This window comes from Streptomyces sp. NPDC126499, assembly GCF_040302485.1.
In the GTDB taxonomy this organism is placed as follows: domain Bacteria; phylum Actinomycetota; class Actinomycetes; order Streptomycetales; family Streptomycetaceae; genus Streptomyces.
The window spans coordinates 1-14,408 of sequence record NZ_JBEOUO010000045.1 but is presented as its reverse complement, the minus strand read 5'-3'; the positions used below and the strand labels follow the sequence as shown (position 1 = coordinate 14,408).

The following is a 14,408-nucleotide window of genomic DNA, read 5'->3' as shown; positions in this document are numbered from 1 at the left end:
CGGTCGGCGGCCGGGCGACCGGCGGCCTCAGCGCACCGCGACCACCGCCGAACCATGGCCGAACAGGCCCTGGTTCGCGGTGATCCCGGCCCGCGCCCCCGGCACCTGCCGGTCGCCCGCCGCGCCGCGCAGCTGCCACGTCAGTTCGCAGACCTGGGCGATCGCCTGCGCCGGCACCGCCTCCCCGAAGGAGGCGAGCCCGCCGCTCGGGTTCACCGGGACGCGCCCGCCCAGCGCGGTCGCCCCCTCCCGCAGCAGCTTCGCCCCCTCGCCCGCCCCGCACAGGCCGATGTCCTCGTACCAGTCCAGCTCCAGGGCCGTGGACAGGTCGTACACCTCCGCCAGGGACAGGTCCTCCGGCCCGAGCCCCGCCTCCTCGTACGCGGCGCGGGCGACCTGGGACCGGAAGGTGTGCGGCGCGGGGGAGACCGCCGCGGCCGAGTCGGTCGCGATGTCGGGCAGGTCGAGGACCGTCCTCGGGTAGGTCGGGGTGACCGTGGACACGGCCCGGATGCGGACCGGATCCGGGTGCCCGTGCCGCCGGGCGAACTCCATGCCGGACAGGACCAGCGCCGCGCCCCCGTCCGAGGTCGCGCAGATGTCGAGCAGCCGCAGCGGATCGGCGACCACCGCCGAGGCGGCCACCTCCGCCGCGCTCACCGGCGTGCGGTAGCGGGCGAGCGGATTGAGCGCGCCCGCCGCCGCGTTCTTCACCTTGACCAGGGCGAAGTCCTCGGGCGTGTCCCCGTACAGGGCCATCCTGCGCCGGGCGTAGAGCCCGAAGTACGCGGGGTTGGTCGCCCCCAGCACCCGGAAGCGCAGCCAGTCCGGATCGTCCGGGCGGTTCCCGCCCGCCGGGGCGAAGAAGCCCTTCGGCGCCGAGTCGGCGCCCACCACCAGGACCACGTCCGCGAGTCCGGCCAGGATCTGCGCCCTGGCCGTGCCGATGGCCTGCGCCCCGGAGGCGCAGGCGGCGTAGACGCTGGTCACCCGCGTGCCCTGCCAGCCGAGCGCCTGGGCGAAGGCGGCTCCCGCCACGTAGCCGGGGTAGCCGCCGCGTACGGTGTCGGCGCCGACGACCGACGTGACGTCCTGCCAGCCGAGCCCCGCGTCTGCGAGCGCGGCCCGGGCGGCGGCCGTCCCGTACGTGACGAAGCCGCGGCCCCACTTGCCCCACGGGTGCATCCCGGCACCGAGCACGGCGATGTCGTTCATGCCCGCGGCTCCCCGGAGTCGCCGGTCGTGCCGGAGTCACCGGCCGTGCCGTTGTCGGCGCGCCCCCGGGGGCCTTCCGGCACCGGACGCCAGTGCCAGGTGGTCCAGACGTGCTCGTCGTCCTCGTGGAGCACGCCCGGTACGAGCTCGACCTCCGCGCCCACCGCCAGACCGGCCGTCCGCACGCCCGGCGCGGCCTGCCCGAGGACCACCATGCGCTCGGCCGCGAGCTCCACCGCGACGAGCGTGTACGGCTCCCAGGGCGCGTCCGGATCCGAGACGTACGGGGCCGGAGGGCGGTAGCGGCCGTCGGTGTACGACCAGATCCTGCCGCGCCGGGAGAGCGGCGTCTCGACGAGCTCGCCCCCGCCGGGGCACCGCGGATTGCGGCACCAGTCGTCCTCACGCGGGAAGAAGACCGAGGCGCAGGCGGTGCAGCGGGTCCCGAGGAGCCGGAACCCCCCGCCCGGGGCGGTGCCGTCGGCGTCGTCGGTGAACCAGCCGGCCACCACCGGCCTGCGCGTCCGTGCCATCTCCCGGGCCTCCCCTCATCTGACGAAGCGTCAGAAGTCTGGCACGGGCGGCCCGGCGGCGGAAGACGTCAGTGCCCCGCCACCGACCTGCGCGCCACCGGGAAGTCGAAGAAGGTCGACGGGAACGGCTCCGGCTTGAAGGTGAAGTGCCACCACTCCTCCGGCAGGTTGACGAAGCCCTGCTCGGCCAGCGCGTTCCGCAACAGGTCCCGGTTGGTCCGCTGGACGCCCTGGATCCGGGGGTCGTCGGTGTGGGAGAGGGTGTCGAAGCAGTCGAAGCCCGTGCCCATGTCGAGGGAGTTGTCCGGGAAGCGCTCGTCCTGCGGCCGGAAGCACTCCACCAGCGGCTCGCCCGGCACGTACGGGCGGGTCGGCGCGGCCGGCAGCCGCACGACGGTCACGTCCACCGTCGATCCGCGGCTGTGGCCCGACTTCTCCGCGATGTAACCGTCCGCGAACAGCCTCGACTTGTCGACCAGCGGATAGAACTCCCGCTTCATCCGCTCGTCGTCCAGGTCCTTCGCCCAGCGCACGAAGTGGTCCACCGCCCGCTGGGGCCGGTAGCAGTCGTACACCTTGAGCGTGTACCCCCGGGCCAGGAGCCTCACCTGGGCGCGGTGCAGCGCCTCGGCGGCCGGCCGGGTCAGGATGCACACCGGCTGGCGGTAGCCGTCGATCCGCTCGCCCACGAAGTTGTGCTCGGTGGTGTAGCGCATCTCCTGGAGGATCGTCGGGTCCACCCGGTCCAGGGCCACGAACTCACGCGGTGCCCGGGGATCCGGCGCCGCGCCGGCCGAGGGCGCGGTGGCGGTGGCGGTCGCGGCGAGCAGGCCGGCGAGGGCCAGCGCGCCGAGGGCCCGGAGGGCGGAGGCGGGTCCCCTCAGTCGCTTCAGTGCTGTCATGTGCACCATCTATCAGCTACGGCAGCGGCGGGAAAGGCCGATCGCATACGGTCGCTCCGTGACCGACTCCGCACCGCACTCCCACTGCTCCTCCTGCGGCACCCGCTACCCGGCGGCGTCCGCCGCCGGCTGGCCCCGCACCTGCGCCGCCTGCGGCACCACCGCCTACCGCAACCCGCTCCCGGTCGCCGTCGCCCTCCTCCCCGTCACCGGCGCGACCGGCGCCAGCGGCACCGCCCTCGTCGCCATCACCCGCACCATCCCGCCCCAGTCCGGCCGGGTCGCCCTGCCCGGCGGCTTCATCGACTTCGGCGAGCTCTGGCAGGAGGCCGTCGTGCGCGAACTGCGCGAGGAGACCGGGATCGAAGCCGCCGTCAGAGACGTACGGCTCGCCGACGCCCTCAGCTCCCCGGCCGGCCACCTCCTCCTCTTCGGCCTCCTCCCACCCCGCCCCGCCGCCGCCCTCCCGCCCTCCACCCCGACCGACGAGACCAGCGGGCACCACCTGCTCCACGGCCCCGAGGAACTGGCGTTCCCGCTCCACACGGAGGCGGTGCGACGCTTCTTCGCGGGGGCGTACGGGTGAGGGGCGGGCGGGAGGTTGGATCCAATATCAGGGATCCGATATCAGGGATCCAATATTTCGGATCCAGGATCCCGTCGCCCTCACACCCCCCGCACCCGCACCCGCACCGGCAGTCCCGCCTCCTCCACCCCCTCGTCCGTCACCCGCTCCACCACGACCCGCCCGTCGACCAGCCGCGACTGGTACCGCTCGATCTCCGCCTGCTCCCAGCCGTCCCCGGCGTCCCGGACGACCAGCCCGCCACCCGTACGGCCCGCGACCGGCGCCCACACCTCCAGGGCCAACCCGTCCGCCTCGCCCCGCACCGGGATCACCGCACCCGCCCGGGCGAGCACCGGCACCCGGGACAGCGGCGCGTCGAGCAGCACCTGCCCCGGCCCCTCGTACGCCCGCCCCGTCGCCGTGTCGTACCACCACCCGCGCGGCAGCCGCACCGCCCGCCGGTCCGTGCCCTGGGAGAGCACCGGCGCGACCAGCAGCGAGTCCCCGAGCAGGAACGCGTCCTCGCAGTCCCGCAGCGCCCGGTCCTCCGGCGTCCCCCACCACACCGGCCGCACGTAGGGCGCCCCCGTCATCCGCGCGAGCCGGGACAGGGTGACGAAGTACGGCCGCAGCCGCTCGCGTTCCCTCAGCGCAGCCCGCGCGTGCTCCAGGACCTCGGGCCCGAACTCCCAGGGCTCGCGCCGCCCCGCGTCGAAAGCCGCGTGCGTACGGAACAGCGGCAGCCACGCCCCCAGCTGGTACCAGCGCAGGAACAGCTCCGGCGACGGGTCCCCGTCGAAACCCCCCACGTCCGGCCCCGAGTACGGCACCCCGCACAACCCGAGGCCCAGGACGAGCGACAACGACGCCCGCAGCCCCGGCCAGCCCGTCGCGACGTCACCCGACCAGGTCCCGCCGTACCGCTGCATCCCCGCCCAGCCCGACCGCGAGAACAGGAACGGCCGCTCCTCGGGCCGCAGCGCGCGCAGCCCCTCGTACCCGGCCCGCGCCATCGCGAGGCCGTACACGTTGTGCGCCTCGCGGTGGTCCCCGCCGCGGCCCTCCAGACGGTGCCGGGCCGAGCGGGGCAGCGTACGGTCACCGAACGGGGCGAAGGAGACCGGCTCGTTCATGTCGTGCCACACCCCGGAGAAGCCCTGCTTCAGCCGCTCCTCGTACAGCCCGCCCCACCACTTCCGCGCCTTCGGGTCGGTGAAGTCCGGATACGCGCACTCGCCGGGCCACACCACCCCGCGCACCTCGTCGCCCCGGTCGTCCCGCACGAACGCCCCCGCGGCCCGCCCGCCCTCGTACACCGGGCTCCCCGGCTCCGCCTTCACCGCCGGATCGACGATCGACACCAGCCGCACCCCGCGCTCGCGCAGTTCTTCCGCGAGCCCGGGCAGGTCGGGGAAGCGCTCCCGGTCCACGGTGAACACCCGGTGCCCGTCGTAGTGGTCGATGTCCAGGTGCAGGACGGACAGCGGCAGGTCACGGTCCCGGTATCCGTCCACGATCCGCCGCACCTCCCGCTCGCTGCCGAACCCCCAGCGCGCGTGCTGCGGGCCCAGCGCCCAGGACGGCGGCAGCGCCGGCGCGCCGGTCAGCGCCGCCCAGCCGTGCAGCACGCGCGCGGGGGTGCCGACGATCACCCAGCAGCGCAGCGGACCGCCCTCCATCCGGACCTCGCTCGTGCCGGGCCGGTCGTGCCCGGACCCGGCACCCTCCTCGCCCTCGGAAAGGATCACCCGACCGTCCCAGGAGTTGTCGTGGAAGGCCAGGTGCGTCCCCGCGTCCGCCACCACCAGCTGCACCGGCATGGTGATGTAGAGCGGGTCGTCGCCGGGGGAGAAGGCCGCGGACGGGTCGGTGTTCCACAACCGGTACGAGCCGTCCCGCAGCCGCGGTCCCGAGGCCCGCCCGCCGAGCCCGAAGAACCGCGCGTCCGCCGGCACCTCGCTGCGCTGCACCCAGCGCGCCGCCCGCCGGCCCGCCCGCCCCGGCGTCCCCCCGCCCGAGGTCCCGTGGTCGCCCGCCGTCCCCTCGTCCCGTGCCCGGTGGTCGCCCGGCGTCTTTCCGCCCCGGGGGTCCCCGCCGCGGCTCTCGCCGTCCCCCACCGGCTCCCACCAGCGCGGCGGCAGATCCCGGCGCAGCACCACCCCGCCCGGCGTGCGGACCTCGACCGCCCCGTGCCGGGAGACCGCGACGGTCACCCGCTCCGACACCACCCGCCAGCCGCCGTCGGTGTCCGGCTCCAGGACGGCCCGCGGATCGGCTTCGGGCGGATCACCGGCCAGCGCGTACGAGGGCAGCGGCCCCGCCCCGTCCCACCCCCAGAACACGGTGCCGCCCGCCGACACCGAGACCCGCAGCTCGGAGCGGGCGAAACGGATGGTTCCGCCGCCCGGCAAGGGATCCGCCCCCACCACCGGACCCGGCACCCGGGCCCGCTCCGCACCCCTCGGCGGCAGCGCCCGCGCATCGATGCGATGGCGCCGCCACGCCGACCGCACCGCCCGCAACCCCTGCACCGAACCCAGCACCTTCATCGAACGCACCAGCTCACGACCGTCCATGCGGCTCACCCTGCCATCCGCGCGGGGGCGCGCGAGGTTCGTTCAACTGCCGTTCACCCGTGGTGGGAGCACATATTCAGCTACTCGACCATGGGCGGGGAACCCTGGTGCGAAAGAGGATCACATGGCATCGTCCCTGTCAGCCGCGTCACGCGCACACCCCCGCACGTGCGCGAGACACACGCAGACCCCGCGTACAGCCAGGGAGCCGACCCATGACATCAGCGCAGACCGAGCCGCTTTGGCAGCCTGACGAGGACCGCGTCGCCGCGGCCGCCGTCACCCGCTTCCAGGCCTGGGCGGCGGAGCGCCACGGAGCCCCCGCCGACGGCGGCTACGAGGCGCTGCACCGCTGGTCCGTCGACGAACTCGAAGCCTTCTGGGCCGCCGTCGCCGAGTGGTTCGACCTCCGCTTCTCCACCCCGTACGAGCGCGTCCTCGGGGACCGCTCCATGCCCGGCGCCGACTGGTTCCCGGGCGCGACCCTCAACTACGCCGAGCACGCCCTGCGCGCCGCCGAGGAGCGGCCCCATGCCACGGCACTGCTTCATGTGGACGAGACACATGAGCCGACGCCGATCACCTGGGCCGAGCTCCGCCGCCAGGTCGGCTCACTGGCCGCCGAGCTCCGCCGTCTCGGCGTCGAGCCCGGCGACCGCGTCAGCGGCTACCTGCCCAACATCCCCGAGGCCGTCGTCGCCCTCCTCGCGACCGCCGCCGTCGGCGGCGTGTGGACCTCCTGCGCCCCCGACTTCGGCGCCCGCAGCGTCCTCGACCGCTTCCAGCAGGTGGAGCCCGTCGTCCTCTTCACCGTCGACGGCTACCGCTACGGCGGCAAGGAGCACGACCGCCGCGACACCGTCGCCGAGCTGCGCGCCGGACTGCCCTCGCTGCGCGCCGTCGTCCACATCCCGCTCCTCGGCACCCCCGCCCCCGAGGGCGCCCTCGCCTGGTCCGAGCTCACCGCCGCCGACACCGAACCGGTCTTCGAGCAGGTCCCCTTCTCCCACCCCCTGTGGGTCCTGTACTCCTCCGGTACCACCGGACTGCCGAAGGCGATCGTGCAGTCCCAGGGCGGCATTCTGATCGAGCACGTCAAGCAGCTGGGCCTGCACTGCGACCTCGGCCCCGACGACGTGTTCTTCTGGTACACCTCCACCGGCTGGATGATGTGGAACTTCCTCGTCTCCGGCCTGCTCACCGGCACCACCGTCGTCCTCTACGACGGCAGCCCCGGCTACCCCGACACCGCCGCCCAGTGGCGCGTCGCCGAGCGCACCGGCGCCACGCTGTACGGCACCTCCGCCGCGTACGTGATGGCCTGCGCCAAGGCGGACGTCCACCCCGGCCGGGACTTCGACCTGTCCCGGGTGACGTGCGTGGCCACCACCGGCTCCCCGCTGCCGCCGGACGGTTTCCGCTGGCTGCACGACGAGGTCCGCGAGGACCTGTGGATCGCGTCCGTCAGCGGCGGCACCGACGTCTGCTCCTGCTTCGCCGGCGCCGTCCCGACCCTCCCCGTCCACATCGGCGAGCTCCAGGCCGCCGGCCTCGGCACCGACCTGCAGTCCTGGGACCCCTCGGGCAAGCCGCTCATCGGCGAGGTCGGCGAACTCGTCGTCACCAACCCCATGCCGTCCATGCCGATCCGCTTCTGGAATGACCCGGACGGCAGCCGCTACCGCGACAGCTACTTCGAGATGTTCCCCGGCGTGTGGCGCCACGGTGACTGGATCACCATCACCGACCGCGGCTCGGTCGTCATCCACGGCCGCTCGGACTCCACCCTGAACCGTCAGGGCGTGCGCATGGGGAGCGCCGATATCTATGAGGCCGTCGAGCGCCTCCCGGAGATCCGCGAGTCCCTCGTCATCGGCCTGGAGGAGCCGGACGGCGGATACTGGATGCCCCTGTTCGTCCACCTCGCGGAGGGCGCCACCCTGGACGAGGAGCTCGTCGGCCGCATCAAGGCGACGATCCGCGCCGAGCTCTCCCCGCGGCACGTGCCGGACGAGATCATCGAGGTCCCCGGCATCCCGCACACCCTCACGGGCAAGCGGATCGAGGTCCCGGTCAAGCGCCTCCTCCAGGGCACCCCGATGGCCAAGGCCGTCAACCCCGGTTCGGTCGACAACCTCGACCTGCTGCGCTTCTACGAGGAGCTGGCCCGCACGCGGCGCTGACGGGGGCCGGGCCGGCGCCGCCCGCCCCTCCGACGACGACAGGGCGGGGGCCCCGCACGCGCGCGGGGCCCCCGCCCTGTCCGTCTCAGCCTCCGTACGTGGCCTGCGCGTCACCGAGCACGGCCGCGAAGTCCGCCGCCAGCCGCTCGGCCTCGGCCGGTACGAGCGTCGCCGTCGTGATCCGTACGCCGGTGGGAGCGGCGATACGGAACCGGGCGCCGGCCGCCACCCACCAGCCCTGTGTCCGCAACCCGTTCACCACGGCCGATTCGTCGCGCACCGGCACCCACAGATTGAGCCCGGTCCCTTCCGACGACCGGATGCCGTACGAGGCGAGCGCGTCGCCCAGGGCCCGCCGCCGCTCCGCGTACGCGGCCTCGCCGGCCGCCACGAGCCGGGCCACTTCAGGGTCGGAGAACAGTGCGACGACCGTCTCCTGAAGGACATGGCTGACCCAGCCGGACGTCATGAGCATCCGGCCGTCGTGGCGGGCGATGGTCACCGGGTCGCCCGCGACCGCCGCCCACCGCAGATCGACCCCCAGGCGCTTGGAGACCGTGCGCACCTGCGCCCACCGGTCCAGTCCCGCCGCGGCCAGCGTGGGCGCGGCGGGCCCCTCGATCTCCACGGTGTAGTCGTCCTCGACCACCAGCACCTCAGGGAACTCCCGCAGCAGCGCCACGAGTTCGTCGCGCCGGGCGGGGGAGAAGGCCGCCCCGGTGGGGTTCTGCGCGCGCGGTGTGCACACCAGCGCCCGTACTCCGGCCCGCAGCGCCGTCCGCAGGGCCTCGGGCACGACGCCCTCGCGGTCCACGGCCACCGGCACCATCCTCAGCCCCAGGGCCGGTACGAGATCGAGGAGGTGGTGGAAGCCGGGGTCCTCCACCGCGACCGGGTCCCCGGGCCGCAGCTCCACCGAGAGCAGCCGCGCGATGCAGTCGAGGGCCCCGTGGGCGAAGGTGACCCGCTCCGCCGGGACGCCGTCCCTGGCGAACCAGCCGCGGGTCAGCTCCTCCAGGACCGCGAGGCGGGGCGCGGCGCGGTGCGACCCGTACACCGGGCGCACCTGGGCCGGCGGCCTGAGCATCGGCAGGAAGGCGGGGTCGGGGTGACCGCCCGCCAGGTCCACCAGGCCCTCGGGCACGCGCGGCGGTCGCCGTGAGGCGACCGAGGGCGCCTCGGCCACGACGGTGCCGCCGCGCCCGCGGGTGACCACCAGGCCCCGCCGCCGCAGTTCCTTGTACGCCGTCGCGACCGTGCCGGGGCTGACGCCGAGCTCGTCGGCGAGGCGCCGTACCGGAGGCAGCGCGTCGCCCGGCGCGAGATCGCCGTCGGTCACGCCGCGTTCGACGGACGCGGCGATTCCCTTGGCCGTCGTCCCCTGGATCCCATATTGTGTTGCCACGTACTCAAGTATGTATCAATACAAATCTCGCGTCAAGGGGGAACCGAGTGAGCCGCCCCGCCTCATGGCACCGCACCGCACTGGACCGCATACCCGGAGGCCGCGACGGCCGCCGCATGCTCCTGATCAGCATCATCGACAAGACCGGCACCGGCCTGTGGGCCGGTTGCACCGCCCTCTACTTCACCTACGTCTCCGGCCTCGGCCTCGGCCAGGTCGGCCTCCTCATGACCGTCGCCGGCGGCGTCGGCATCGCCGGCGCCCCACTCGCCGGCCGCCTCGCCGACCGCTTCCCCCTCGTCCGCGTCATCGTCGCCGCCCAGCTCATGCGCGGACTCACCCTCCTCGCCCTCCTCACCACCGACCACTTCCTCCTCCTCACCCTCTACTCCGCCCTCGGAGCCCTTCCCGACCGCGCCGGCAGCGTCCTCATCAAGCTCTACGCCGCCCGCGTCGCCGGACCCGACCGCGTCCGCTACCAGGCCATCCAGCGCACCACCGTCAACATCGGCTGGTCCATCGGCGGCCTCGGCGCCGCCGCCGCCCTCGCCACCGGCAGCACCCGCGCCTACACCGTCCTCCTCGTCGGCAACGTCCTCACCTACCTCGTCATCGCCCTCCTCACCCTGCGCTGCACCGAACCCCCCGCCCCCTCCCGCGTCGCCGCCACCGTCGCCGACGCACCCAAGGCCAAGCCCGCCAACCCCTGGCGCGACCGCACCTTCCTCGCCTACACCGCCACCGAAGCCGCCCTCTTCCTCGACGACACGATCCTCCAGGTCGCCATCCCCCTCTGGATCGTCCACGCCACCGCCGCCCCCGTCGGCCTCGCCCCGCTGCTCCTCGTCCTCAACACCGTCCTGGTCGTCCTCTTCCAAGTCCCCCTCGCCCGCTTCGCCGCCACCACCCACGCCGCCCGCCGCCTCCTCATCCCGCTCGGCGGACTCTTCGTCGTCGGCACCCTCGCCCTCGCCGCCTCCGCGACCGGCGGACGCACCCTCGCCATCACGGCCCTCGCCGTCGCCGTCATCGCCCTCACCTTCGCCGAGATCGTCCACGCCACCGCCTCGTGGGAACTCTCCGTCGCCCTCGCCCCCGCGGACGCCCAAGGCGCCTACCTCGGCGTCCACGGCATGGCCCACTCCGCCCAGCGCTTCGCCGGACCCGTCCTCGTCACCGGCGTCATGGCCGCCGGCGCCCTTGCCTGGCCCCTGCTCGGACTCGCCCTCGTCGCGGCCGGCGCCGCCCAGCACCGGCTGATCCGCGACCGCCTGACCAAGCCGGCCCAGCCGTCACTGTCAGTGCCCACGGTTACGGTGAGTGAGCACTGATCGACAGAGCCCAGGGGGAGACATGAACGAGCACCACCACACCACCACGGCACAGCGCCGCGCCCTCCGCCGCGAAGTGGCCGGCACCATCGCCCTCCTCGCCGACGAGGAGGACTTCACCGCCATGCGGCAGTACGAGACCTTCACCTTCGACGACCACGCCCACTACCTCCACGAGGTCGAGCGCCTCCTCAAGACCCTCGCCGCCCAGGGCGGCCACACCACCGTCGCCCTCTTCGACCCCGCGGACTACGCCGACTACTGCGCCGACACCGGCCTCGACCCCGACCGCCCCGCCAGCCGCAGCCGCTACACCGCCGAGCGCGCCGCCACCGGCGCCCGCGTCACCTACACCGGACAACCCCTCAGCACCCTCGTCCCCACCCTCGTCGACACCGCCGTCCGCCGCGCCACCTGGGAGTACGCCACCATGCTCCTCACCGAGGCCGGCCCCTGCGCCGACTGCGGCGAGGACATCGGCAGCGCCTCCTTCGACCGCGCCTCCCACCTCCTGCTGCGCCTCCTCGACGCGGCCGGGCCCGGCACCCACCACCTCGTCTGCAGCGTCCCCGCCGCCGACGAACACCTCGTCGCCACCCTCCACACCACCCGCGACACCACCGGACCCGCCCGCCTCGACAGCTCCCAGGGCGCCGAGTTCGTCACCGTCCTCGCCGTCGGCATCGCCCTCGGCACCCCCGGCGGCGTCGTCCTGCGCACCACCACCCCCAAAGCCCCCGACCGCCTCCACGGCTGGCGCCTGCACGACGGACGCCTCCACCCCCTCACCGAGGCCGAGGTCTTCGACGCCTACTGCACCGACGCCCGCACAGGCGAACCGATCGCCCCCGAACCCCACGTCGACTACCGCGCCGGCTTCCCCCTCACACCCCCCGACGACCCCCACGCCCACTGACGCCGAAGGGGCTTTCCCCGCCACTCACGGCAGGGAAAGCCCCTTCGGTCCCGTCCACGGGATCACACCTCTACGGGATCACTCCCCGGACAGCACCGCCTGCGCGGCCATCCGCGCATCGTGCGCCGTGTCCGCCGCACGCGCCGCCGCGGCCGCACGCTCGCACTGCGCCAGCGTGTACTTGGCCAGCGTCGCCCGCACATACGGAATCGACGCCGCACCCATCGACAGGGAGGTCACACCCAGACCCGTCAGCACACACGCGAGCAGCGGATCCGACGCCGCCTCACCACAGACACCACAGCTCTTGCCCTCGGCCTTGGCGGCCTCCGCGGACATCGCCACCAGGTCGAGCAGCGCCGGCTGCCACGGATCCTGCAGACGCGACACCGCACCCACCTGACGGTCGGCGGCGAAGGTGTACTGCGCCAGGTCGTTCGTCCCCAGCGACAGGAACTCGACCTCCTGCAGGATCGAACGCGCCCGCAGCGCGGCCGACGGGATCTCCACCATCGCACCGAACTTCGCCCGCAGGCCGGCCTCACGGCACGCGTCGGCGAACGCCTTCGCATCCGTACGGTCGGCCACCATCGGCGCCATGACCTCCAGATACACCGGCAGACCCTCGGCGGCCTTCGCCAGCGCCGTCAGCTGCGTCCGCAGCACCTCCGGGTGGTCCAGCAGCGTCCGCAGACCCCGCACACCGAGAGCGGGGTTGGGCTCGTCCGCCGGCGTCAGGAAGTCCAGCGGCTTGTCCGCACCCGCGTCCAGCACCCGCACCACCACGCGGCCCTCGGGGAACGCCTCCAGCACCTTGCGGTACGCCTCGACCTGCTTCTCCTCCGACGGAGCCCGCTCGCTGTCGTCCAGGAAGAGGAACTCCGTACGGAACAGACCCACGCCCTCGGCACCGGCCTCCACCGCCGCCGGAACGTCCGCGGGACCGCCCACGTTCGCGAGCAGCGGCACCTTGTGCCCGTCCGACGTCGCACCGGGACCGCTGGACGCCGCCAGCGCGGCCCTGCGCTCCTCGGCGGCCTTCGTCAGCGCCGCCTTCTTCTCCTCGCTCGGGTCCACGAAGACCTCACCGGTGGAACCGTCCACCGCGATGACCGTGCCCTCCGCCAGCTCGCCCGCACCCGGCAGCGCCACCACGGCCGGCACACCCAGCGCCCGCGCGAGGATCGCGCTGTGGCTCGTCGGCCCGCCCTCCTCGGTCACGAAGCCGAGCACCAGCGTCGGGTCGAGCAGCGCCGTGTCCGCCGGCGCCAGATCCCGGGCGATCAGCACATACGGCTCGTCGCTGTCCGGCACACCCGGCATCGGCACCCCCAGCAGGCGCGCCACGATCCGGTTCCGCACGTCGTCCAGGTCGGCCACCCGGCCGGCCATGTACTCACCGGCACCCGCCAGCAGCTCCCGGTAGTGCGAGAAAGCGTCGTAGATGCCCCGCTCGGCCGTGCTGCCGACCGCGATCCGGCGGTCGACGTCCGCGATGAGCTCCGGGTCCTGGGCGATCATCGCCTGGGCCTCGAGCACCGCCTGCGCCTCGCCACCGGCCAGATTGCCCCGGGCGATCAGGTCGGCCGCCACAGCCTCCACGGCCTGACGGGCGCGCCCCTGTTCGCGCTCCGCCTCATCGGCCGGAATCTGCTTGGCCGGCGGCTCCAGAACCGCCGTGCCCATGTGCCGGACCTCGCCGATCGCCACCCCGTGGCTGACACCGACGCCTCGCAGCGTTGTCTCCATCTCACCCGTCTCCGATAGAGCGGCGGCCGGGCCGCCGCGTTGAATGTCGTATGCGCGCGGTCGCACGCGCGCGCCCGTCACATAAGGACGGGCCGGCGGTCAGTTCCAGCCGAAGAGCTGGTCGCCGGCCTTGACGTCCTGGTCGTCGACGACATCGGAGAGCGAGTCCGCGGTGGCCTCGAGCGCCACGATCGGGCAGATCGGCGACTTGCCGGCGGCCTCGACCTCGGCAGGGTTCCAGCGCACGACGGCCTGTCCGCGCGTCACGGTGTCCCCCTTGTTCACGAGGAGCTCGAAGCCCTGCCCGTTGAGCTGGACGGTGTCGATCCCGAGGTGGGTCAGCACACCGTGGCCCTCGCCGTCCACGACGACGAACGCGTGCGGGTGGAGAGAGACGACGACGCCGTCGACGGGCGAGACGGCCTCGGAGGGCTCACGCACGGGGTCGATGGCGGTACCGGGACCGACCATCGCACCGGAGAAGACGGGGTCGGGTACAGCAGCGAGACCGATGGCGCGTCCAGCGAGTGGCGACGTCACGGTTGTCATGGGAAGCCTCCCAGGGGCGGAGATGGTGTGGCGCCGTCACTGCCTGTCCTGGACGGCGTACTGTTCAGAAGCCTATGTCATGGGAAGTCACGGTTCCGCCCGAGACGTACCAGTTGGCGGACCTAGGGACTACCCGGAAACGGTTTGCCTCTAGTGACGGTGGGATGTACTGTCGTACTCCTGCCTGGCCCCAACGCGACGTCGAGTCGTGGGTCGGCAGCACCTATCAAGCCAGATCCTAACCCCAGTGGTCTACACCTCTGCGTGCCTGCGGAGGGGTGGTCAGGGGGAGTGAAAAAGCCTGGTAGTGTTTGACCCCGCCGAAGGGCCCGAAACGACGAAAGTCGATTTGGACCCGGAAAGCACCGAGGAAATCGGATCGGAAAGATCTGATAGAGTCGGAAACGAAGGAAGCGCCCGGAGGAAAGCCCACGAGGGTGAGTACGAAGGAAGCGTCCGCACCTTGAGAACTCAACAGCGT

General features: G+C 73.4%; 11 protein-coding genes. 4 read left to right on the top strand and 7 right to left on the bottom strand.

Going from position 1 to position 14,408, the window contains the following annotated elements:
* Positions 1-27 precede the first annotated feature (27 nt).
* The 3 genes from ABTZ91_RS33780 to ABTZ91_RS33770 all read right to left on the bottom strand — a co-directional run bounded on the left by ABTZ91_RS33780 (position 28) and on the right by ABTZ91_RS33770 (position 2,650).
* Positions 28-1,215: a lipid-transfer protein gene (locus ABTZ91_RS33780; protein WP_352081066.1), complete on the bottom strand. Its 1,188-nt coding sequence runs from the start codon at positions 1,213-1,215 to the stop codon at positions 28-30.
* Entirely contained in the window at positions 1,212-1,748 is a 537-nt protein-coding gene (locus tag ABTZ91_RS33775; RefSeq protein ID WP_352081065.1) for a zinc ribbon domain-containing protein, read from the bottom strand. Before ABTZ91_RS33775 ends, ABTZ91_RS33780 begins: the two co-directional genes overlap by 4 nt.
* Before the next feature lie 68 nt (positions 1,749-1,816).
* Positions 1,817-2,650 (bottom strand): M15 family metallopeptidase, encoded by an 834-nt coding sequence (locus tag ABTZ91_RS33770; protein WP_352081064.1) that lies wholly within the window; start codon positions 2,648-2,650, stop codon positions 1,817-1,819.
* Between ABTZ91_RS33770 and ABTZ91_RS33765 the strand changes: the two genes are divergently transcribed.
* Positions 2,649-3,236 (top strand): NUDIX domain-containing protein, encoded by a 588-nt coding sequence (locus tag ABTZ91_RS33765; RefSeq protein ID WP_352081063.1) that lies wholly within the window; start codon positions 2,649-2,651, stop codon positions 3,234-3,236. The genes ABTZ91_RS33770 and ABTZ91_RS33765 overlap by 2 nt on opposite strands.
* An 80-nt stretch (positions 3,237-3,316) precedes the next feature.
* Here the strand turns inward: ABTZ91_RS33765 and ABTZ91_RS33760 are convergent, their stop codons facing one another.
* The gene (locus tag ABTZ91_RS33760; protein WP_352081062.1) at positions 3,317-5,794 is read right to left on the bottom strand and encodes a glycoside hydrolase family 31 protein; all 2,478 of its coding nucleotides are present in this window, start codon (positions 5,792-5,794) and stop codon (positions 3,317-3,319) included.
* A gap of 215 nt (positions 5,795-6,009) precedes the next feature.
* On the opposite strand from ABTZ91_RS33760, the gene ABTZ91_RS33755 reads away from it, so the two are divergent.
* Complete coding sequence (locus ABTZ91_RS33755; protein WP_352081061.1) at positions 6,010-7,977, top strand: acetoacetate--CoA ligase; 1,968 nt, start codon at positions 6,010-6,012, stop codon at positions 7,975-7,977.
* 85 nt (positions 7,978-8,062) lie between these two features.
* Here the strand turns inward: ABTZ91_RS33755 and ABTZ91_RS33750 are convergent, their stop codons facing one another.
* Positions 8,063-9,382, bottom strand: coding sequence for an aminotransferase class I/II-fold pyridoxal phosphate-dependent enzyme (locus ABTZ91_RS33750; protein ID WP_352081060.1), 1,320 nt, complete (start codon positions 9,380-9,382; stop codon positions 8,063-8,065).
* Between the two features lie 47 nt (positions 9,383-9,429).
* On the opposite strand from ABTZ91_RS33750, the gene ABTZ91_RS33745 reads away from it, so the two are divergent.
* Both ABTZ91_RS33745 and ABTZ91_RS33740 read left to right on the top strand, forming a co-directional pair.
* Complete coding sequence (locus tag ABTZ91_RS33745) at positions 9,430-10,713, top strand: MFS transporter (protein ID WP_352081059.1); 1,284 nt, start codon at positions 9,430-9,432, stop codon at positions 10,711-10,713.
* Positions 10,714-10,735: 22 nt separating this feature from the next.
* The gene (locus tag ABTZ91_RS33740) at positions 10,736-11,629 is read left to right on the top strand and encodes a hypothetical protein (RefSeq protein ID WP_352081058.1); all 894 of its coding nucleotides are present in this window, start codon (positions 10,736-10,738) and stop codon (positions 11,627-11,629) included.
* A 78-nt stretch (positions 11,630-11,707) separates the two neighbouring features.
* Here ABTZ91_RS33740 and ptsP read toward each other — a convergent pair whose 3' ends face one another.
* Together ptsP and ABTZ91_RS33730 are read right to left on the bottom strand one after the other, a co-directional pair.
* On the bottom strand, positions 11,708-13,378 hold the full coding sequence (gene ptsP, locus ABTZ91_RS33735; RefSeq protein WP_352081067.1) for a phosphoenolpyruvate--protein phosphotransferase: 1,671 nt from the start codon (positions 13,376-13,378) through the stop codon (positions 11,708-11,710).
* 99 nt (positions 13,379-13,477) lie between these two features.
* Positions 13,478-13,927 carry a PTS glucose transporter subunit IIA gene (locus ABTZ91_RS33730; RefSeq protein WP_352081057.1) on the bottom strand — a complete coding sequence of 150 codons (450 nt, stop codon included), beginning with the start codon at positions 13,925-13,927 and terminating at the stop codon, positions 13,478-13,480.
* Positions 13,928-14,408 lie beyond the last annotated feature (481 nt).

What these genes read in the sequence shown, in the direction of transcription:
- ABTZ91_RS33760 (WP_352081062.1), bottom strand. Translation starts at nt 5,794, where the DNA reads ATGGACGGTCGTGAGCTGGTGCGTTCGATGAAGGTGCTGGGTTCGGTG.
- ABTZ91_RS33755 (WP_352081061.1), top strand. Translation starts at nt 6,010, where the DNA reads ATGACATCAGCGCAGACCGAGCCGCTTTGGCAGCCTGACGAGGACCGC.
- ABTZ91_RS33730 (WP_352081057.1), bottom strand. Translation starts at nt 13,927, where the DNA reads ATGACAACCGTGACGTCGCCACTCGCTGGACGCGCCATCGGTCTCGCT.
- ABTZ91_RS33740 (WP_352081058.1), top strand. Translation starts at nt 10,736, where the DNA reads ATGAACGAGCACCACCACACCACCACGGCACAGCGCCGCGCCCTCCGC.
- ptsP (WP_352081067.1), bottom strand. Translation starts at nt 13,378, where the DNA reads ATGGAGACAACGCTGCGAGGCGTCGGTGTCAGCCACGGGGTGGCGATC.
- ABTZ91_RS33775 (WP_352081065.1), bottom strand. Translation starts at nt 1,748, where the DNA reads ATGGCACGGACGCGCAGGCCGGTGGTGGCCGGCTGGTTCACCGACGAC.
- ABTZ91_RS33770 (WP_352081064.1), bottom strand. Translation starts at nt 2,650, where the DNA reads ATGACAGCACTGAAGCGACTGAGGGGACCCGCCTCCGCCCTCCGGGCC.
- ABTZ91_RS33780 (WP_352081066.1), bottom strand. Translation starts at nt 1,215, where the DNA reads ATGAACGACATCGCCGTGCTCGGTGCCGGGATGCACCCGTGGGGCAAG.
- ABTZ91_RS33765 (WP_352081063.1), top strand. Translation starts at nt 2,649, where the DNA reads ATGTGCACCATCTATCAGCTACGGCAGCGGCGGGAAAGGCCGATCGCA.